This is a genomic window from Pseudomonas putida (genome assembly GCF_001941965.1).
GTDB lineage: Bacteria > Pseudomonadota > Gammaproteobacteria > Pseudomonadales > Pseudomonadaceae > Aquipseudomonas > Aquipseudomonas putida_L.
In genome coordinates, this window is the sequence record NZ_MKZO01000036.1 from 32,721 (window position 1) to 52,196 (window position 19,476).

A 19,476-nucleotide genomic window follows, 5' to 3' on the forward strand; every position below is an offset into this window, starting at 1 on the left:
AAAGACCTCTCCTGACAAATATAGAATCAATCAGACCAAGGGATGGCGTTTCGCCAATGCAAAGTCTCGTCCTGCTGTTATGGCTTGCCCTCTGCGCCGAACAGGATGTCCGTGAACGGCAGATCGCCAACACCCTGACCCTCGGTGCAGCCGCCTTCGCCCTCGCCTATCTGTTCTTCACCGGCCACACCTGGATCGGCGCCGAACCCGCCGATGCGGCGCTGGCCCTGGCCCTGGTGATGTTGTTAACCCTTCCGGGCTATATCCTTGGTCGGCTGGGTGCCGGGGATGTGAAATTGCTCGGTGCTCTGGCCCTGGCAACCGACCAGTGGTATCTGCTGGGCACCTTCATCGGTGCCGGGGTAGTGGTGCTGGCCTGGCTGCTGGGGCGGCGCTGGTTCTGGTCCCTGCTGAATCAGAAGCTTAAGAAGCGCCTGCGCGAACTGCAGGAGGAGATGTCAAAAAAACAGCCCTTCGCGCCGTTCCTGTTCGCCGGCTTCCTGCTCGCAATCTTATGGATCCATTAGTCGCCTGGGGGCTCTAACCTGGGTGTCACTCCTTGTAAATAATCGCAAGGAGCGACTACTTTCTAGTTAGTGCCCCACCGTGACCGGGACCGCTCCTTGGCAGCATTCAGGGAGGGCACGTCAGCATGGAGTCGCGATTCAAATGCCAGCCAGCAAAGTGAAAGTCCTGGTCGTCGATGACCAGCCCCTGATCGTCGAAGAGCTTTGCGAATTCCTCGAAAGCAGTGGTTACCGTTGCGTGCCTTGTGAGTCCAGCAGCCATGCCGTCGAATGCTTCATCGCCGACCCGGCCATCGGCCTGGTGGTCTGCGACCTGAACATGCCCGGCCTCGATGGCATCGAACTGGTGAAGAAACTCAAGAGCGAGACCGGGCCGGATCGCATCTTCGAAGCCATCATGCTCACCGGCCGCGCCGACAAGCAGGACGTGATCAAGGCCCTGCGCGAGGGTTTTGCGGACTACTACCAGAAACCCGTGGATCTGGAAGAGTTGCTGGACGGCCTCAAGCGCCAGGAAGAAGCCCTGCAGGCCCGGCAGAAGGATTACCAGCAGTTGGGTCATCTGAACCAGAAGCTGCAATGCCTGGCCAGTTCCATCGAAGAGCTGTACCAGGATCTCGACAAGGCTCGGCCCCAGGCGCACTCGCGTAGCGACAGCAGTGAGGAAAGCGATGCGCAGAGCGACGTCATCCCCACCATCTTCGCCCCGCTATCGCCGCGCCAGCTCGACGTGGCGCGGCTGGTGGGCCAGGGCAAGACCAACTACCAGATCGCCTGCGAACTGGGCATCACCGAGAACACGGTGAAGCTGTATGTCTCCCAGGTGCTGCGCCTGACCCATATGCACAACCGCACCCAACTGGCCCTGGCGTTGTCGCCGAGCGGGTCGGCGTTGCGGCAGAGGGTTACCGAACACTGAGTTGTCGTGTGTTTGATGGCCTCATCGCTGGCAAGCCAGCTCCCACAGGTTCAGCGGCGCCGCAGACACTGTGGGAGCTGGCTTGCCAGCGATGAGGCCATCACAAGCAACACAAGGCTAATTGTCTCCTCCGCCTTTCGCCCCGCCACTGTCCATCTTCTCCCACTTGAAGACCTCCGGAATCTTGTACTTATACACATTCAACCAGCGCTCCATGCTCTTGTCATCCTTCAGCGCCGGCACCGTGACGCCGGCGATCTGCACGGCGTTGGTGAAGTCCAGCTCGCTGACCTCCGGGGCCACCTTGAGGCTGATGCGGTCACGGCTGACCACCGTGGGCGACAGGGCCAGGCGGATGCCGAACTCCTTGTACTCGATCGACAGGCTGTCGCTGCCGCTGCTGGGCACCGGGATGGGGATTTCGCCACCGGCGAGGAAGCTCGCGGTCATGCCGCTGAGCACGGTCAGGCTGGGACGCGCCAGGGTGTAGGCGAAGCCGGTGTTCTCCAGGGCATTGATCGCGGCGAGGAAGCGGCTGCTGCCCCCACCCCAGACGATATTGAAGGCACCGTTGTCGAGCGGGATCAGTGGCGTGGTCACTGGCACGTTGCCCGGCGACACCAGGGTCCCCGGCACGGTGCCCGGAGAGCCGATCAGCGAACTGTTGGAGCCTTTGAAGAACAGCCTGGCCCCGGCCTCCTTGAGCTTGCTCCGGCTGACCTCGACAAAGCGGATATCAGCCTGGATCTGCATCGGCAGGTCGGCTTCCTGGGCCACGGCCATGTCGGCGCTGGCCTGGCCGCGCACGAAGATCATGGTCTGGCGTGGCGTGCTCGAGCAGGACGTCCACAGGCTCAGGCTGGTGGCGCCTGGGCCCATGGCGGTGAGCAGCACGGCGTCGTTGCCCACCGCATGCACATCGGCAACCTTGGGATCGCCTACCGCCGCGCGGCTGATGCTCACCGGCAGGCGCAGTTCCTGTTGCAGGCCCTGGTCGATCTCGAGGGTGGCCGGCACCCGCGGCAGCGCCGCACAACCGCTGACCGCTGCCTGGGCCTGGGCCGGCGGCAACAGGGCCAGCAACGAGGCGACCAGGGTGCAGGTGGAAATCCGCGAGGAACGATGGCTCATCGAAGGGGCATCCTTGCTGAATTCAGTGAAGTGTCTCGGGCGCCTGCGCGCCCCGAATGATCTCGATTCCACGCCTGGCCACCGGCGCCGCGGCCGGGCCAGGCGCCGGGGCGGTCATGGCCAGTTGGTTGAAGCGATAGAGCTGGCGGGTGGCATCCTCGACGGCGCGGGTGGCGGTCTTCGGATCGGCCCAGTACGTGGCCAGCAGCTTTTCTTCGGCGCTGCGCACCGCCAGGTCCACCTTGCCGCCCTGGGCAGCGAGGGTCAGGCGGCTGGCCAGGGCCTGGGGCACCGCGACCACGACGGTGCGGGCCGGGGTGCGGCGTTTTTCTTCGCGGGCCTTGGGATCGGGGTCGAGGGGTTCGGCCGTGCGCCCGTCGCGAGCCACGCCGATCTGCTGGCCGACGCTGAGCACACGCAGGGCCGGCACCACCACCTGGGCGCTGGCCAGCGGATTGGCCTGTTCTTCCCGCAGGTAGACCAGCACATCCACATAGTCGCCAGGGCGCAGGTAACCGGCGGCGCCGCTGACCTCATCGACCGCCAGGGTCAGGGCGCGCTCGCCGGGCCCGATCATCCGCGCCAGCGGACCACCGGCCTCGAAGCTGCTCTCCTCCAGCCAAGTGCCGGCTGGCAGGTCGCGCCAGGGGGTGCGTCCGGCAACCTGTTCAAGGGTCTGGAAACTGCCGGCCGGCGCCACCAGCAGGCGCTCCACGGCAAGATCTTCGGTATTCAGCGGCTGGTTGGCGGCAACATCGCGGCGCAGCACCACCACCGGTTTGCGCAGTTCATCCTGGGCCGTGTTGACCGCCTGGGTCACTGGCGGAACGGCGGGTTGCGCGACAGGGGCGGAAGGTTCAGGCCGCTTGCTGAGGACCAGGCCCCAGTAGCCGGCGAAGATCGCCCCTAAAAGGAACAGTCCGGCAAGAATCAAGGTGATGCGACTGCTCATGGCTGGCCCCTCCCTGCCTCATTCCGCAGCCCGTGACTTCTTGTTAACAGGCTTGAACCCACACGTTGGAAGTAACTATTTCGCTATTTCACGGTAGTTGAGCTAGGACAAAACGCCATTACGCTTGTGCAAATTTTTCCCTGTGACGTGCATCACGTTTTGAAAACAACGGGTTATTGGCGGCGGCTTTCCGCTATCACTTTGGGATTAATGCTTTCTTACATTTGCTCAGGTGTTAACTCTTGACGATGCTCTGATGGCGAAGGGGAATCACCCAAGCCCCCGTGTTACAGGCCTTTCTGGCGCAAGGAGCTACATCATGTCGGTCACTAAAAAAGTCATTCAATCCATTCGGAAGTTCTGCCAGCGCACGGACGGCGCATCGGGTATCGAGTACGCACTGGTCGCGGCCATGGTTGCCGTAGCACTGGTGGCGTTCGTGCCGACCATCTCCGAAGGCGTAACCACCATCTTCACGAGTATCCAGGGCGCGCTGAACCCGGCCTGAGTCTTTCGAGCTGTCCAGCGGGGTCATCACGCCGTGCCCCGCTGGTCTATCGCCACCGCATGACAGGACAGCGCCATGCCAGCTTCCCGCCCACGAGAACAATTGCTGTTGGTGGATGATGAAGAGGACGCGTTGCTGGAACTGGCCGAACTGCTGGAAAACGAGGGCTTCCGTTGCCATGTGGCGACGTCGGTGAAAAACGCCCTTCAGCAGTTGACCCGGCATCCGGATATCGCCCTGGTCATCACCGACCTGAACATGCCGGAAGAATCCGGTATCTCCCTGATCAAACGCCTGCGCGAGCACACCGCGCGCCAGCACCTGCCGGTGATCGTCACCACCGGGCATGCCAACCTCGATGCGGTGACCGAGTTGCGGCAACTGGAAGTGCTGGACCTGTTCCGCAAGCCCATCTATCACATCCGGTTGCTGGAGACCCTGGGGAACCTGTTTCCGCCGGAGGTTGCGCAGGGGCGGCGGGTGGCTCACTGAAATACCTATTGGCCTCATCGCTGGCAAGCCAGCTCCCACAGGTTCGGCGGCGCCGCAGACACTGTGGGAGCTGGCTTGCCAGCGATGAGGCCATCAGCAACACCCGCACTCCTCAGAGTTGATAGCTGAAACTCACGGTAAACCGCGGCCGCCGGTTGAAGCTGTCCAGGGCGATGTCGGACATCGGCTTGGCCACCTCCAGCGAGATGTTGTAGTAGTGCGCATCACCAAAGCGCAGGCCCAGGGCCGCCGAGGACATTTTCGAGTCCTGAACCTGCAATTCATTGAACCAGGTCTTCGCCGCATCCAGCACCACATAGGGCTGAAGCAACTTTACCCACTCACCCTCACGTCGAAAGCTGTAGTTGAGCTCGTAGGCCGCCCCCCAGCCCTTGTCGCCGGAGGCCTGGTCGACCGGGTACCCCCGACCGAAGTTCTGCCCCCCAAACACCGCGCGCTCGCTGTCGGGCAGACTGTCGTCGGTCCAGTACAAAGCCGCAGAAACCACCCCTTGCCAGTTGTCGGCGAAACGATCGCTCTGGACGCCGGAAAGGCGCAGGCGGAAGAAATCAAGGTCATAGTCGGCGTCGGTGTTGGCACCAAAGCGGTCGAAGCCCTGGTACACCCCGGCGCTGAGGATGCGCAGTTGCCGGTCCGTGGCCTTGCGCCAGTCGCCCTCGAAGGCCAGCGCACGGATATCGGTCTCGATACTGACTTTCTGCGAGCCGCGCAGCACCCGGTAATCCGTAGTGTCGTCCACCGCGTAAAAACGCGCCGACACACCTAGCCATTCGTTGGGCGACGCGATCAGGGGATGGTTGAGACCTACTGAATAACGGTCGTTTTCCCGGTGCTGCTTGAGATCGACGCCGTTGTCCAGGCGGATCACCGCGCTGGGATCGCTGCGATAGCGCGAGGCCGACAGCGCCAGTTGCGTCCCTTCGCTGTTAAGGTACTGCGAATAGTCAGCACGGAAATAGTGCTCCTTGTCTTGCCCGGGTGGTGCCAACGCACTGACGCTCAATTGTTCTGCGAACGCCGTTTGCGCGTTGCTGCTGGCACCCAGCAGTACCTGGAGATCGTCGCGGCTGCTATCACTGAGGCTCATAGTGGTCGTGAAAGGCTTGCGCGCGGCCTGCACGAACAGTTTACTGGCCCCATCGGTGGTCGAAGGTGGGGGCACCCGCGCCTGCAGGGTGATACCGGGCACCCGGCTCATGAGGGTGGTGTAGCGGTCGAAGGTTTTCCGGGTCAGCGGGCGCTCGGCCTTGAGCTTGGCAACGAGCTTGTCCAGGTAGACCGAGACCCGGCCAATATCGCCCTGCATCTCGTGATCACGAATATAGCCCTCGACCAAAACCACACGCAGGCGACCTTCGGCAAAATCCTGCACCGGCAAAAAGGCGTAGGACAACAGGTAACCATCCTGCTGGTATCGCTGGGTCAGGCGCCGGGTGGCCTCGATCAGATCGGCAATGGTGACCTCGCGGTTCAACAGGTCCTTGTAATTGTCACTCAGTTCGCTTAGCGGGTAGACGCTCCCCCCCTCGATACGCACTTTGCGGATTAGTACCCGGGTGTTCATCATCAGCGCCTGAGGCTGACTGGCTGCGGGGGTCGGCATCTGAAGCTGCGGTGTGGACGGCCGAAATGCATCTGCCGGCAGGTTGGGTGCCGGCAGGTTGCGTTCAGTTTCGTTGCTGTTCAGAAAAGTGGGAAGTGGCTCGGCCTGTAGCGCACTTACCCAGGAAAGACTCACTAACGCGATTGCCATCGACCGCATAGGACACTCCATCATCCTGAAAAGTACGAGGGAACCAAGACGGTTCCCTCGTCAGACTCAAGCGTAGGTGTTGCCCGTAAGATCGTCTAACCAGGATGATGGCTTTTTACTTCGCACCACCCAATAAACCACCCGTCACGCCGTTCAGCACTCCCCCCAGACCTCCGGTACTCGTGGCGGTGGTGCCGGCGCCGCCCGAGACCGCTACGCCAGCACCGGTGCCCGCGGTTGCACCACCGAGCGCCCCGGTCACGGTATTGACCACGCTGCCAACCGTCCCGGTAACGGCGCCGAGACCGCCAGTGCCGCCGGTAGCACCGCCCAGGGTGCCGGTCACGCTGTTCACCACACCGCCTACGGTGCCCGTCACGGCGCCGAGACCGCCAGTTCCGCCGGTAGCACCGCCCAGGGTGCCGGTCACGCTGTTCACCACACCGCCTACGGTGCCCGTCACGGCGCCGAGACCGCCAGTTCCGCCGGTAGCACCGCCCAGGGTGCCGGTCACGCTGTTCACCACACCGCCTACGGTGCCCGTCACGGCGCCGAGACCGCCAGTACCGCCGGTAGCACCGCCCAGGGCACCGGTCACACCGCCCAAGGCGCCGCCAAGGCCGCCATTCCCGGTGCCCGGGCCGTTCAGTACCGTGCCCACGCTGGTGACGGTGTCACCCAGGCCACCCACACTGATGGCCAGGCGTTCGCCGACCGGGTTGGTCGGCCCAGGGTTGGTTTGCGCACCAAGGCTGGTAAGCGCACCGCCGAGCTTATTCGTCACACCGCTGACCACAGTACCAAGCCCGGTTGCAGCGCCCACCTGCTGCGTCACACCCAGCGCAGTGTCGACCACCGGCTGCACGACGCCACCCACGGTGCTGGTAACCGTAGCAGTGAGATAAGGGGCAGGTCCGTTGTTGACGTGACCAGTACCGCCGACCACAGGCCCGGCCGAAGCCAGCAGGTTGCCCACACCCAGCAGGTTCAAGGCGGTGGTACCGACCACGCCATCCTGGTCATGTACGGTCAGGCCACCGCCGACACCGGCGACCACCCCGCCCACGGTTTCCAGAAGCCCGCCAGTACCTGGTGCACCGCCGCCATTGGCATTACCGCCGCCCACCAGATCACCCGCCTTGCCAGCGATATTGCCCACGGTTGCGACCAAGCCGCCAGCCAGGTCGGTCACCTGATTGCCACCCGCACCCGCGACCTGCTGGCCGACAGAGGTGACGGCAGTACCTACGGTTTTCAGCACCGAGTTGAGTGGCGCACCGAGGCCGGTGGTTTCGCCCAAGGTACCTGCAGTGTTTTCCACCAGCGCCACGAGTTGCACAGCGCCGGTGTTCAACTGCTGGGTAACATTGTTCAGCGGGCCGGAAGAGGTAGCACCGCTGATAGTGTCGCCCAGGGCGACCACGGTGGTGCCCAGAGAACCCACGACACTGTTGACCACAGGCACCTGTTCGATCACACCGCTGTTGGCCAGGCCCTGCACGCCGCTGCCGAGTTGCGCAACACCGGCGCCGACGCTGCCGAGCGTGTTGCCGATCGCGTTGTTGCCGGTACCGAGTTGGCCCAGCCCCGAACTGACGCCACCACCGATGGTGGAGACGGTAGCTCCCACACTGCCGACCAGGCCACCGGCGGTATCGCCCAGTACCGGCAGGCCATTGACGCTCCCACCGACGCCGCTGACGGCATTGCCCAGTGCGGACACTGCAGAGCCTGCCTGATCTGCCACCTGGGCGGTAATCAGCGGATTGCTGGTAGTGGTGCCAGTTCCACCTGTGGAACCATTCCCGCCTGTACCGACCGAGCCACCTGCTCCATCGGTGCCGCCCGTGCCACCAGAGCCACCGATCACCGTTCCGTCACCACTGCCACCGCCACCCGAACCGCCGGTTCCGGTTCCGGTTCCGGTGCTGCCACCACCACTGCCCGCAGTACCGCCGGTACCGCTGTCGGTGGTGCCCGAGCCGGCGTCGCCGGTCGCAGCATCGGCCGCAGCCGGTGAAGATTCGTCGACCACGCTATGAGAACCGCCACCACCGCTGCTGCATCCTGCCGAGAGGCTCACAGCCATCACCAGTGCCAGTGCCGAACTTGCTTTCATCCACGCTTGAGTGTTCATGGCGACTCCATTGCTTTCGCTGCCGCTGCTTTATGTATGCGGAAACTCCAGGACGGAAATCCGCGTCGGTGCAGCTATCTCAGTCCGGCGGGCGTGGTGTCACAATTCTGAACTTGGTATTAACCGGATATATACGTTGGTGATGGCAAAAAAAATCCTTCTCTTTCAGAAGCTTGAAATAGTGATCAGGGCGCAGTGATAGCACTTCGACTTTCGCGCTATCACCAATTGACGGGTATCTGACGCCAAATCGCCGCGCATTCGCGGCGATTTTCCGGGCGCGCTCTATGACGTCAGTCGCTGACCTGGAACGTCAGGCGGGCGGTCTGCCCGCTGGCGTCGAGCACACTCAATTCGTACTGACCGGCGGCGTCGAAGCGCGCCTTGAGCACGTCCTGCCCGGCGCTCTCGCCCAGGGGGGCACCATTGAGGAACCACCAGCGCTGGCCATCGCCGCCCAACGCCGACAGGTCCAGTTGCAGCGCCTCGCGGCTGGTCGCCGGGCGCCGGAGCTGGTCGCCCTGGCGCACCCCGACGATGGACAACGGCGGCGCACTGGCCGGCACCTGTGGCGGGCAGCCCGGATCGATGGCCGGCAGCCGGGCGTCGCGGCGCTCGGCCCGGGTCAGCCAGGGCTCCAGCGGCGCCGGCCACAGGGCGATGTCCCGGGACTGTGCGCCCGGGCAGGTGGCGTCAACCCGCAGCCCCTGATCATTGACCCAGACATGCTCCAGCAAACCGACACCCAGTGGCTGGTCCTGCGCCAGCAGGGTCGGTGGTGTGGTGCCGTCGAGGGTCCAGGCGAAACGCTGGCGCCGACAGTTGCCATCGCTGCGCGCCAGCGGCTGGCCCTGCGGCCAGCAGATCGCCGCGACACCAACGCTGGCCGGCACCGACGGGACCGGCGTGCGAATACCGCGCTGGCTGTCGCGGTTACTCAGCACGTCATGGACCTGCAACATCAGCGGCGCTGCCGAGGCCAGGCCGAACTGGCCCGGCACCGGCGTGCCATCGGGGCGGCCGATCCACACGCCGATCAGGTAGCGCGGGCCGACGCCGATCGACCAGGCATCGCGGAAGCCGTAGCTGGTGCCGGTCTTCCAGGCCAGTTGCGGGCGCTGCACCAATTCGGCGTGAGGGTCGCGGTCCGGCCGCGCCTGGCCGCTGAGGATGCGCCGCACGATCCACGCCGCGCCGGGCGAGAGCATGCGCCGCTCCACCAGCGGTGCATCCGGTTGCAGGCGCAGGCTGGCGCTCATGCCGCCGCGGGCGAAGGCGCTGTAGCCGCTGACCAGGTCTTCAAGGCGACTGCCGCCCCCGCCGAGGATCAGCGCCAGGTTGGGCTCGGCCAGGGCCGGCAGGCTGATGGGGATGCCGCCGGCCCGCAGTTGCGCGGCAAAGCGCTTCGGCCCGTAGGCTTCGAGCAATTGCACCGCCGGCAGGTTGAGCGACAACGACAGCGCCGAACTGGCCGCCACCGGACCACTGAAGCCCATGGAGAAGTTGCCCGGGCGGTAGTCGCCGTAGCGCCGCGGCACATCCTGGAGCAGCGATTCGGAATGGATCAGGCCGTCGTCCATCGCCATGCCGTAAAGAAACGGCTTGAGGGTCGAGCCCGGCGAGCGCCAGGCGCTGATCATGTCGACATGGCCGAAGCGACGCTCGTCGTTGAGGTCCACCGAGCCGAGGTAGGCGCGCACGGCCATGGTCTCGGATTCCACCACCAGGATCGCCGCCGAGGTGCGCTCGGGCAGGCGCGCGCGCCAGCCGGCGAGGAGGTCTTCGAGACGGCGTTGCAGGGAGGCATCGAGGGTGGTGCGGATCAGCGGCGGGCTGTCGGCGCGGTTCAGGCGTCGCGCCAGCAACGGCGCCAGCGCCGGCTCCTGGCGTGGGGCGAGCAGCAGCGGTTCCTCCATCGCTTCACTGATCTGCATTTCCGGCCACACCTGATATTCGCCGAGGCGTTGCAGGACCTTGTCGCGGGCCGCCGTGGCGCGTTGCGGATGGCGATCCGGACGCAGGCGACTGGGAGCCTGGGGCAGTACCGCGAGCAGCGCCGCTTCGGCGGGCGTCAGTTGGCTCGGCGGCTTGCCGAGGTACGCCCAACTCGCCGCCGCTACGCCTTGCAGGGTACCGCCGAAGGGCGCGCGGTTGAGGTAGATCTCGAGGATCTCGCGCTTGGACAGGTGCCATTCCAGTTGCAGGGTACGCCAGAGTTGGCGCAGTTTGCCGGGCAGGGTTCGTTCATGGGGATCGAGCAGGCGCGCCACCTGCATCGACAGGGTGCTGCCGCCGGACAGCACCCGGCCACCGCTGAGGTTCTGCCAGGCGGCGCGGCCGAGAGACAGCGGGTTGACCCCGGGATGGCTGTAGAACCAGCGGTCCTCGTAGGTCAGCAGGGCTTGCAGGTAGAGCGGCGAGACTTCGTCCACCGACACCGGATAGCGCCATACGCCATCGGCATCGGCGAAGCGCCACAGTGGCGTGCCGTCTTCGGCCAGGACGACCCGGGCCAGGTCGTCGGCGGGCAGTGGCAATGGCCAGACGCGGTCAGCCAGCCATAGCAGGGCGATCAGGGCCAGTGCCGACAGCCCCGCGATACTCGCCAGACGGGCCTTGCGCCCCCGTGGCAGGGCTAAGCTGAACATGGCCGGGAACCGAGGCGGCCCAGTGACGGCCAAAGGCTGGAAGGCAGCGCGAATGCTGTGACGACCATCAGGACACGACCATGCGGGTAGAAGGTTTTTTCGAGTGGCTGGGCCAGGCGCTGGGCGCCGTCATCAAGTTCGTGGTGGACTTGCTCAGCGGATTGTTCGCCATGCTGGCCAGTGCCGGGACGAAGTTCATCGACGGGTTGGCCAACACCCTGGGGATGGATACCTCGCTGATCAGCATCCTGATCCTGATCATCGGGCTGCTGTTGCTGTATTCGGCGGTGCGGGCGTTCATGCGGGCATCGGTGATTGCGGGGATCATCTGGGCACTGCTGGGGCTGTGGGTGTTGAGTTGGGTGGTGCATTGAAAAGCATCGCTGGCAAGCCAGCTCCCACAGGGACCGCGTGCACCGCTGAACCTGTGGGAGCTGGCTTGCCAGCGATGAGGCCCTCGAGGGCTCAGCGGCCCTTGATGACCATCTCTCCTGCACTCTCCCCCACCGCCTGCCAGTCCGGCCGGTACATCGACTCGACCTGCGCCGGCGGAATCCGGTAGCTGCCCGGGGTCACCGCCCGCGCCAGGTACAGCAGGTGGGTGGTGCCGTAGCCATCCAGGTTCAGCGCGGCGACATAGCGGTCATCGCGATACTCCTGGTGCACCACGTTGGCATTCTCCATCGCTTCGCGCCATTGCTTCACCGCGCTGCTGGCGTTGTCCAGGCTGGCAGCACTTTGCGCGAGGTTCTGGTTCTCCAGTTCCAGGCCCGCCGGCAGCAGGTCCACCACCAGCGCATCCGGCACCCGCTCCTTGGCCTGGATCGCCAGGTGGACCAGCACCAGGTCACCACTTTCCAGCGACTTCAAGTCCAGCGCCTGGCCGTTCATGCCCAGGTAGTCGCGGCGGATACTCATGTTGTTGCCGCTGGCCGGCGGTGCCTGGCGTGGATAGCCGGACAGGGTCAGACGCTGGTACAGGGTCTTGTCGCCGTCGTTGCGCACGCTCAGCGGCGAAGCCAGCAACGCACCTTCCAGATGCAGGCCGGACTGCTCCGGGCCCAGCTCGCGGGTCTGCCCGGCACTGTCCAGTTGCGCCGTCCAGTTGCCTTCCGGCTGCAGCGCCAGGCCACGGCCGGCGAGGAACAGCGCATTGCGCTCCTGGGTCGACAACCATTGGCTGCCGGCCAGTTGATCGGAGAGCTTGAACAGGCGATCCGGAATGTCCTTGCTCGCCAGCTTGTATTCATCCAGCAGCGCGATGATCAACGCCTGGTCACGCAGCGAGCTGCCATAGTCGGCCAGCCAGCCCTTCTCGCGACCGGCCGCAAGACCGGCGATCAGCGCCTGATCGGCCCGCGGCTTGTCGCCCATGGTGTCGAGGGCGATCGCCAGTTGCACCAGCGGCAGGCCGGAACGGGCATCGGCACGCCGCTCGAACAGGCTGCGCAGCGCACCCAGCGGCGCCTGCTTGCTGCGCGACAGCACCAGCGCCGCGTAGGCCTGCACGGCAAAGCGGCTGTGCTCGGCATTCTCGCTGTAGTTCACCTCGATCAGGTTGCGCTCCTGCACATAACGCAGCAGCCGCTCGCTGGCCTTTTTCAGGGCGTCCGGCGGCACGGCGAAGCCCTGGTCGCGGGCACGCAGGAGGAAGTCGGTGACATAGGCGGTCAGCCAGTACTCTTCCTCGCCATCGGAACTCCACAGGCCGAAGCTGCCGTTGTAGCGCTGCATGCCCAGCAGGTGCTCGATGCCGATTTCGATCTTGCGCTTGCGCGCATCCGCCGGCTCGCCGGTGATGCCCAGGCGCTTGAGGGTCGCGGCATCGGCGTAGAGCGACGGGTACAGGCCACTGGTGGTCTGCTCGGCGCAGCCATAGGGGTAGGCCTTCAGCGCCCGGATCTGCTCGGCAAGGTTCAGCGGCGGACGGCTGGACAGCGCCAGGGTGCCTTCCAGGCCGGCCGGTTCGAAGGTCGCCAGGTCCTGCTCGGGCAGGGTCCACGGCTCACCACCGTTCAGCGCCACGCGGTAGTGCTTGAGCTGCGCCGGGTAGGCCGGGCGGATGCCCAGGGTCCAGTCGCGGGAGAAGCCGGTATCGGTTTCGCCCGGCAGTACCAGGCCATCGACGCGCACGGTGACGCGGCCCTGGCCGTAGCCGCCAGTGGCCTGCACCGGGATCTTCAGGGTGACGCGCTGGCCCTGCTTGAGCTTCAGCGACTGGTGGGACTGGCCTTGCAGGTCCAGCTGGCCTTCGGTGGCCAGGGCCACGGCGAGGGTCTGGTCCTGACCGGACAGGTTCGACAGGTCCAGCGCCAGGCTGGTGCGGTCGCCGCCGGCGAGGAAGCGCGGCGCCGACAGTTCGGCGATCAGCGGCGCGGCGACTACGGTCCTGGCCTCGGCCACGCCGAAGCGGTCTTCGCTCCAGGCCTGGGCCATCAGCCGCAGTTCGCCGTTGAAGTCGGGGATATCCACCGTGGCCTGGCCCTTGCCTTCGGCATCCAGGGTGACCGGGGCGCTTTGCAGGGCAACGATGGTCACGCTGGTGTCCGGACGCTTGCCGCCCTTGGCCATGCCGGCGTCACCACCGAAGGCCAGGCTGGCCAGACGGCCCTGCCCGGCTTCAATCAATTGGCCGTAGATATCCAGTTGGTCGGCGCCGTAGGCCTTGCGCCCGAACATGCCGGTGAACGGGTCCGGGGTGACGTAGCTGGTGATGTTGAGGATGCCCACGTCCACGGCGGCGAGCAGCACCTGGACCTGCTTCGGCACGCTGCCGTCGGCATTGTGCGCCTGGATATTCACGGTCAGTGGATGCTTGGGTCGCATCTTCTCCGGGGCGTCGAGGGTCACCGCCAGCTTGCGCTGGGCGCGGTCCAGCGGCAGGTGCAGCACACCAACGGCACGCTTGGGCGTGACATTGGCCTTGCGCTCGCCGGGGCGGATCACCAGGGCGCTGACATAGAGGTCATGGCGGGCCCATTTCGGGTCGAGCTTGATATCGAAGGCCTTGCCCTCGGCAGGCACGTCGATCTCCTGCCACCACAGCGGGCCGTCGCCGCCTTCGACCATCAGGTAGCCCTTGCCGGCCGCCGGCGGGGTGACCGTGATCTTGGCGGTGTCACCGTCGTTGTAGGCCGGTTTGTCCAGGGCCAGGCGTACCTGGTCCGGGCGTACCGCGCCGCCGTCGGCGTTGTCCTGGGCGCGGTAGCCGGCCCAGAAGCGCAGGCTGCTGGTGATACCGGTGTCCGGGTCTTCCACCTCGACGCGGTACGGGCCCCACTCCACCGGGAAGCTCAGCTTGGTGGTGCTGCCCTTCGGCACGCTGACGCTCTGTTCGCTTTCGGTGAGGTACTTCTCGTTGAAGTTGTAGCTCCAGCCGTCGCTCTGCGAGTAGTTCCAGTAGTAGTCGCGACGCTCGCGGACCAGGCGCACCCGCAGGTTGTCGGCGGCCAGCTTGTTGCCGTCGCGGTCGGCCATCAGCAGCTCGATTTCCACCGGGGCATCGCCGTCGGTTTCCTCGCCATCGAACAGGCCGCGCAGACCCGGCAGATGGTCCGCCGGCCAGATCGGTTGCTCAAGGCGGCGGGTGATCGGACGGCCACCGGACTCCTGCAGGCTGGCCTGCACGGTGAGTTGCAGTGGCGAGCGGGCTTCGGCCCATTCGCTGGCGATGGCGAGGGTGGCTTCGCCGTCAGCATCGAGGGTGGACTCTTCCAGTTCCAGGTCGTGGCTCAGGTCTTCTTCGGTGATCGAGCCGAACTGATAGCCGGGCAGTGCCGGGACGGCTTCACGCAACGGACGCACGTAGACCTGGCCGCTGAGACGATTGCCTGCCGCCGGGGCGCCGTAGAGGTAACGGCCATTGACGCTGATTTCCGCGGTTTCATCCGGGCTCAGCGGGGTATCGCTGCCCTTCAGTTCCAGGGCCAGGCGTTCAGGCAGGAAGTCTTCCACCAGCACTTCGTAGACTTGCTTGTGTCCGCCGCCGAGGTCGAACAGCAGTTGCCAGCGCCCGGTCGGCGCTTCGCCGGCCAGTTGCAGCTGGTACTGGTAGAAACCGTTGGCATCCGCCTCCCAGACGAACTTGCGGCTGACCTGTTCATCCGGCCGGCGCACTTCGACATTGATCGGCTGGCTCTTCACCGGCTTGCCGTCCTGGTCGCGCAGCAGGCCGTTGAGCAGCACGGTTTCACCCGGGCGATAGAGGTCGCGCGGGCCGAAGACGAAGAGTTGCAGCGGGTTGGCCTGGGGGCCGGTGACGGTGAATTCGGAGAGGTCCAGGGCCGAGCTGTTCAGGCGCAGCATCGTGGTGTTCGGGCCCTGGCGCGCCAGCAGCACGTCGGCCTTGGGCGGCAGGGGCAGTTGCGCGTGGCCGTCGCTGTCGGTCTTGCCCTGGGCGAGGACCTTGCCGTCGTGGTCGAGCAGGTCGAGGTCGATCGCGCCCAGCGCCTTGCCGCCTTCCAGGGCCTGGGTGAAGACATCCAGGCGGTTGCTGTAGCGGTGCACCGACAGGCCGATATCGCTGAGGGTGAATAGGGTCGCCGGCTGCGAATAGTTGTAAGTGCCGGCCTCGCGCATCACCGCCAGGTACACCCCGGCTTCCTGCAGGGGCTTGATCCCGGCCATGGGCAGCAGCAGGGTTTCGCGGGTGTTGGCCGGCGGGTTGAGGTCGAAGCGGCCGGCGTAGACCAGGTCGGCCATCGGCAACAGGTCGTTGGCTTCATAGCTTTGCAGCGAGCTGCTGCGGCCCCAGGCGCCGAGGAAGCTCGGCAGCGCCTCAGGCTTGATGCGGAAGAACTCCACCTCGACCTTGTTCACGTTCAGGGCGATCACCGGCAGGCCTTCGGCCAGACGGGTCGGCAGCAGCGAGCCGCGGCTGGCGAAGCCGATGCTCGGCTGCATGTCGCGGGTTTCCAGGCGGCTGACGTATTCGTTGGCCAGTTGGTTGCCGTTGAGGCTGCGCAGGCCGGCGTCGATGGTCAGCACCAGCTTGCGCTTGGGCTCGAGGTGGCGCAGGCGCAGTTCCATGCGGTTGTCGGAGAGTTCCCAGGCACCGTCGACCTTGCCCTTGGTGGTGTCGACCAGGTGCAGGCGCTCGGCGAAGCGCTGGTCGGCTTGCAGCGGGGCGGAGAAGGTCACCGACAGGGCACTGGCGCCATCGACCTGCACTTCCGAGACATCCACCACGTTCAGCTCGCGACCGGCGTAGCGCTGGGCCAGGGTCGCGTCATCGACCTTCGGCGCGCTGGCGGCCGGGGCGGCGGCTTTCTCAGCCGGGGCCGGAGCGGTTTTTTCGGAAACAGACGAGTCGCAGGCACTCAGCAGCGCCAGCGCGCAGGCCAGCCACAATCCTTTGTTCAGCATGGGAGAAAACTCTCAGGGCAGCAGGGGGCAGACGGGAAACTATATATCAAGGTCCGCGGTTTCACCGGGGAGCGGTGCCGAGGTGAGACAGGGTTCACCGAGCAAAGTGCCGTCAGGTGGGTAGAATGTCCGGCTGGCGACCCACTGCACTCCCCCTGTGGGAGCGAGCTTGCTCGCGAAGGACCGCGAAGCGGTCCCAAAACTCACAAGGACTTCTTGAATGTCTCTGCTAAAAGACTGGCGCCACCGCCCCACCCACCACAAGGTCTGGGCCTTGGCTGCACCGATGATCCTGTCGAACATCTCGGTGCCCCTGGTGGCCCTGGTCGACAGCACGGTCATCGGTCACCTGCCCCATGCCCACCAGTTGGGTTCGGTAGCGGTCGGCGCCAGCCTCTACACCCTGCTGGTGGGCGTACTCGGCTTCCTGCGCATGGGTTCAACCGGCTTTGCCGCCCAGGCTGCCGGCCGCTCCGATGGCGACGGCCTGCGCCAGGTGTTGGTACAGGGCCTGAGCCTGGCGCTGCTCTTCGCCCTCACCCTCGGTCTGCTGGCGATCCCCCTCAGTCACCTGGCCCTCGGCCTGATGCAACCGGGTGCAGAGCTGGAACAGGGCACGCGGGACTTCTTCAGCACCCGCCTGCTCGGCCTGCCGGCGGCGCTGGCCACCTATGCCCTGGTCGGCTGGTTCCTCGGCACGCAGAACGCCCGGGCGCCGCTGATGATCCTGCTGACCACCAACCTGCTGAATATCGTGCTCAACCTGTGGTTCGTGCTGGGGCTGGACTGGGGTGTGGTCGGTTCGGCGCGGGCTTCGGTGATTTCCGAATGGGTCGCCGCCCTCCTCGGCCTCGCCCTGACCCGGCCCTCGCTGCGCGCCTATCCCGGGCGAGTGGTGTGGCCGCTGCTGGCGCGCTGGCAAAACTGGCGGCCGCTGCTCAGCGTCAATCGCGACATCTTTATCCGCAGCCTGGCGTTGCAGGGGGTGTTCTTCCTGATCACCGTGCAGGGGGCGCGGCTGGGTGAAGCGACGGTGGCGGCCAATGCGCTGCTGCTCAATGGCTTGCTGGTAACGGCCTACGCACTGGACGGGCTGGCCCATGCGGTGGAGGCGTTGTGCGGACATGCCATCGGCGCGCGGGACCGGGATGCGCTGCGGCGCTCGCTGACGGTGGCCAGTAGCTGGTCGCTGATTGCCAGCCTTGGGTTCGCGCTGTTGTTCCTGTTCGGTGGGCATCTGTTCATCGCCATGCAGACCGATATCCCCAGCGTGCGCGAGACCGCGTTCGAGTACCTGCCGTACCTGGCGCTGCTGCCATTGATTGCGGTGTGGAGCTATGTGCTGGACGGGTTGTTCATCGGCGCGACGCGGGCACGGGAAATGAGGAATGCAATGTTGCTCAGCGTGGTGATCGCCCTGCCCTTTGCCTGGGTGGCGCGGGATCTGGGGAATCATGGGTTGTGGCTGGCGTTCCTGCTGTTCATGGCGGTGCGCGGCGGGACGCTGGGGGTGATGGGGTGGCGGTTGCAGCGGCGGGATGGGTGGTTTTGCTGATGGCCTCATCGCTGGCAAGCTCCACACAGGGCTCTCGGCCAGCCTCTGGAAGCACGCTCGACGCCGTCACTGTAGGAGCTGGCTTGCCTGCGATGGACCGCAAAGCGGTCCCAAAGACCATCCAGCACGAGCCAAGGATTGGATCTGGATTTGGATTCAGCGCCTGATGGACTGCATTTATCCAGATACTCGGTGGGGGCAGATTTTGGGACCGCTGCACGGTCCATCGCAGGCAAGCCAGCTCCTACAGGAATCTCCGTTAGTCACCAAACTCAGAGTCGGCATACATCGGTGGGGACACTGACAACGCCCTCGCACAACACAAGCTGTCACATACCTATCGTTGACGCTGCTGCCCCGCTGGCGGAAAAAGCAACGTCCCAAGGAAGGGAGACCTTAATAAACAGATCAAACGAAAAGGACATCTCATGCCAGTTCCAAAAAACCCTCCCGGCGTCTCGGTCGAGAGCAACATGCGCGAAGCCCAAAGTAAAAAGAATTTCTTCAGCAAAGGCGGAACCTCATTTCTTTTTTCCTGGTTCTACACCAAAGTCAGAAACCGGGGTGCCTGGGACTACAAGCAACAAGGTGGCGATTACGAGGCCTTCGGAAACCTCAACTACGGCGCCTGCGGTACGGCAGCTGGCATTTCGGCAGAGGTACTGCTTAGAGGAGCCGGATGGGCACAAGTCAGAGCAGGTACTGGTAAACCGGAATATGGAAGCTGGTGGTTCAATGCCCCCTATGGCGACGACCCAAGAGATCAACAATGGATCAAGAAGGGCATTGAGTATGCGAAGTTCCTCGGGTACTAAGTGGCTGATCATCGGATTACTGCTGGTGATTGCAGCCCAGTCGCTGTGGATCTTCACACCTGGTCCAAAACCTGAACTGAGCAAGATCATCAACAGCTACCCCATCGGTACCCACAGCGCTGTCTACGAAGTACTGAGTAACAGCGGCGGCGCCACGGTTCCCATGACCTACCTCTACTTCGTCGCCAGCCGGCAGTCCGACGAAGCCGAGGCGCTCAAAATGCTGGGTGATCACACGCCGTTCCTGGTTACCAGACATCCAGGTGCCATTACCGCTGTAGACGGTCTGAAGATCACCGCCCAGACACACGACAGCGTCTACAGCTTCACCAGTACATCGCTATTGCGGGAAGACAATGAGATCAAACCTGTTCTCATCGATCTGACGGCGACCAGCGAGTAGCACCAAAGTCCAGGGTGCTGCTGATGACCTCATCGCTGGCAAGCCAGCTCCCACAGGGTTCTCTGTCAGCCACAAAGTCCGATTCGACGCGGTCAATGTGGGAGCGGGTTCACCCGCGATTGCAGTAGCGGATTCACCAACCTAATCGCGGATAAACCCGCTCCCACAGAGTCCGCGTCAAACCTGCTTCCTGAGGCTGGCAGAGAACCCTGTGGGAGCTGGCTTGCCAGCGATGAGGCCAGCAGGAGCAA

At 64.8% G+C, this 19,476-nt stretch carries 14 protein-coding genes; 8 read left to right on the forward strand and 6 right to left on the reverse strand.

Annotated elements, in window-relative coordinates; translation table 11 throughout:
• Positions 1-56 precede the first annotated feature (56 nt).
• Positions 57-527: a prepilin peptidase gene (locus tag PSEMO_RS19755; RefSeq protein WP_075804660.1), complete on the forward strand. Its 471-nt coding sequence runs from the start codon at positions 57-59 to the stop codon at positions 525-527.
• A 142-nt stretch (positions 528-669) separates the two neighbouring features.
• Positions 670-1,446 carry a response regulator transcription factor gene (locus tag PSEMO_RS19760; RefSeq protein ID WP_075804661.1) on the forward strand — a complete coding sequence of 259 codons (777 nt, stop codon included), beginning with the start codon at positions 670-672 and terminating at the stop codon, positions 1,444-1,446.
• A gap of 117 nt (positions 1,447-1,563) precedes the next feature.
• Here the strand turns inward: PSEMO_RS19760 and PSEMO_RS19765 are convergent, their stop codons facing one another.
• Both PSEMO_RS19765 and cpaB read right to left on the reverse strand, forming a co-directional pair.
• Positions 1,564-2,577: a type II and III secretion system protein family protein gene (locus PSEMO_RS19765; RefSeq protein ID WP_081430298.1), complete on the reverse strand. Its 1,014-nt coding sequence runs from the start codon at positions 2,575-2,577 to the stop codon at positions 1,564-1,566.
• A 22-nt stretch (positions 2,578-2,599) separates the two neighbouring features.
• Entirely contained in the window at positions 2,600-3,529 is a 930-nt protein-coding gene (gene cpaB / locus PSEMO_RS19770; protein ID WP_075804662.1) for a Flp pilus assembly protein CpaB, read from the reverse strand.
• 319 nt (positions 3,530-3,848) lie between these two features.
• On the opposite strand from cpaB, the gene PSEMO_RS19775 reads away from it, so the two are divergent.
• The gene (locus tag PSEMO_RS19775) at positions 3,849-4,037 is read left to right on the forward strand and encodes a Flp family type IVb pilin (RefSeq protein ID WP_075804663.1); all 189 of its coding nucleotides are present in this window, start codon (positions 3,849-3,851) and stop codon (positions 4,035-4,037) included.
• A gap of 75 nt (positions 4,038-4,112) precedes the next feature.
• A complete protein-coding gene (locus PSEMO_RS19780; protein ID WP_075804664.1) occupies positions 4,113-4,529 on the forward strand; it encodes a response regulator in 417 nt (138 codons plus the stop codon).
• A 112-nt stretch (positions 4,530-4,641) separates the two neighbouring features.
• Here the strand turns inward: PSEMO_RS19780 and PSEMO_RS19785 are convergent, their stop codons facing one another.
• The 3 genes from PSEMO_RS19785 to pbpC all read right to left on the reverse strand — a co-directional run bounded on the left by PSEMO_RS19785 (position 4,642) and on the right by pbpC (position 11,088).
• Positions 4,642-6,312, reverse strand: a complete 1,671-nt coding sequence (locus tag PSEMO_RS19785; RefSeq protein WP_075804665.1) for a ShlB/FhaC/HecB family hemolysin secretion/activation protein — start codon at positions 6,310-6,312, stop codon at positions 4,642-4,644.
• Positions 6,313-6,418: 106 nt separating this feature from the next.
• Entirely contained in the window at positions 6,419-8,440 is a 2,022-nt protein-coding gene (locus PSEMO_RS19790) for a collagen-like triple helix repeat-containing protein (RefSeq protein ID WP_144443597.1), read from the reverse strand.
• A 293-nt stretch (positions 8,441-8,733) separates the two neighbouring features.
• Positions 8,734-11,088: a peptidoglycan glycosyltransferase PbpC gene (gene pbpC / locus PSEMO_RS19795; RefSeq protein ID WP_075804667.1), complete on the reverse strand. Its 2,355-nt coding sequence runs from the start codon at positions 11,086-11,088 to the stop codon at positions 8,734-8,736.
• A gap of 80 nt (positions 11,089-11,168) precedes the next feature.
• On the opposite strand from pbpC, the gene PSEMO_RS19800 reads away from it, so the two are divergent.
• Positions 11,169-11,462, forward strand: a complete 294-nt coding sequence (locus tag PSEMO_RS19800) for a hypothetical protein (RefSeq protein ID WP_075804668.1) — start codon at positions 11,169-11,171, stop codon at positions 11,460-11,462.
• A 91-nt stretch (positions 11,463-11,553) separates the two neighbouring features.
• Here PSEMO_RS19800 and PSEMO_RS19805 read toward each other — a convergent pair whose 3' ends face one another.
• Positions 11,554-16,452, reverse strand: a complete 4,899-nt coding sequence (locus tag PSEMO_RS19805; RefSeq protein WP_075804669.1) for an alpha-2-macroglobulin family protein — start codon at positions 16,450-16,452, stop codon at positions 11,554-11,556.
• Between the two features lie 220 nt (positions 16,453-16,672).
• On the opposite strand from PSEMO_RS19805, the gene PSEMO_RS19810 reads away from it, so the two are divergent.
• The 3 genes from PSEMO_RS19810 to PSEMO_RS19820 all read left to right on the forward strand — a co-directional run bounded on the left by PSEMO_RS19810 (position 16,673) and on the right by PSEMO_RS19820 (position 19,225).
• Entirely contained in the window at positions 16,673-18,007 is a 1,335-nt protein-coding gene (locus PSEMO_RS19810) for an MATE family efflux transporter (RefSeq protein WP_075804670.1), read from the forward strand.
• A 428-nt stretch (positions 18,008-18,435) separates the two neighbouring features.
• Entirely contained in the window at positions 18,436-18,822 is a 387-nt protein-coding gene (locus PSEMO_RS19815) for a polymorphic toxin type 44 domain-containing protein (protein ID WP_086937247.1), read from the forward strand.
• On the forward strand, positions 18,800-19,225 hold the full coding sequence (locus PSEMO_RS19820) for a hypothetical protein (protein WP_075804671.1): 426 nt from the start codon (positions 18,800-18,802) through the stop codon (positions 19,223-19,225). The genes PSEMO_RS19815 and PSEMO_RS19820 overlap by 23 nt, the downstream gene beginning before the upstream one ends.
• Positions 19,226-19,476 lie beyond the last annotated feature (251 nt).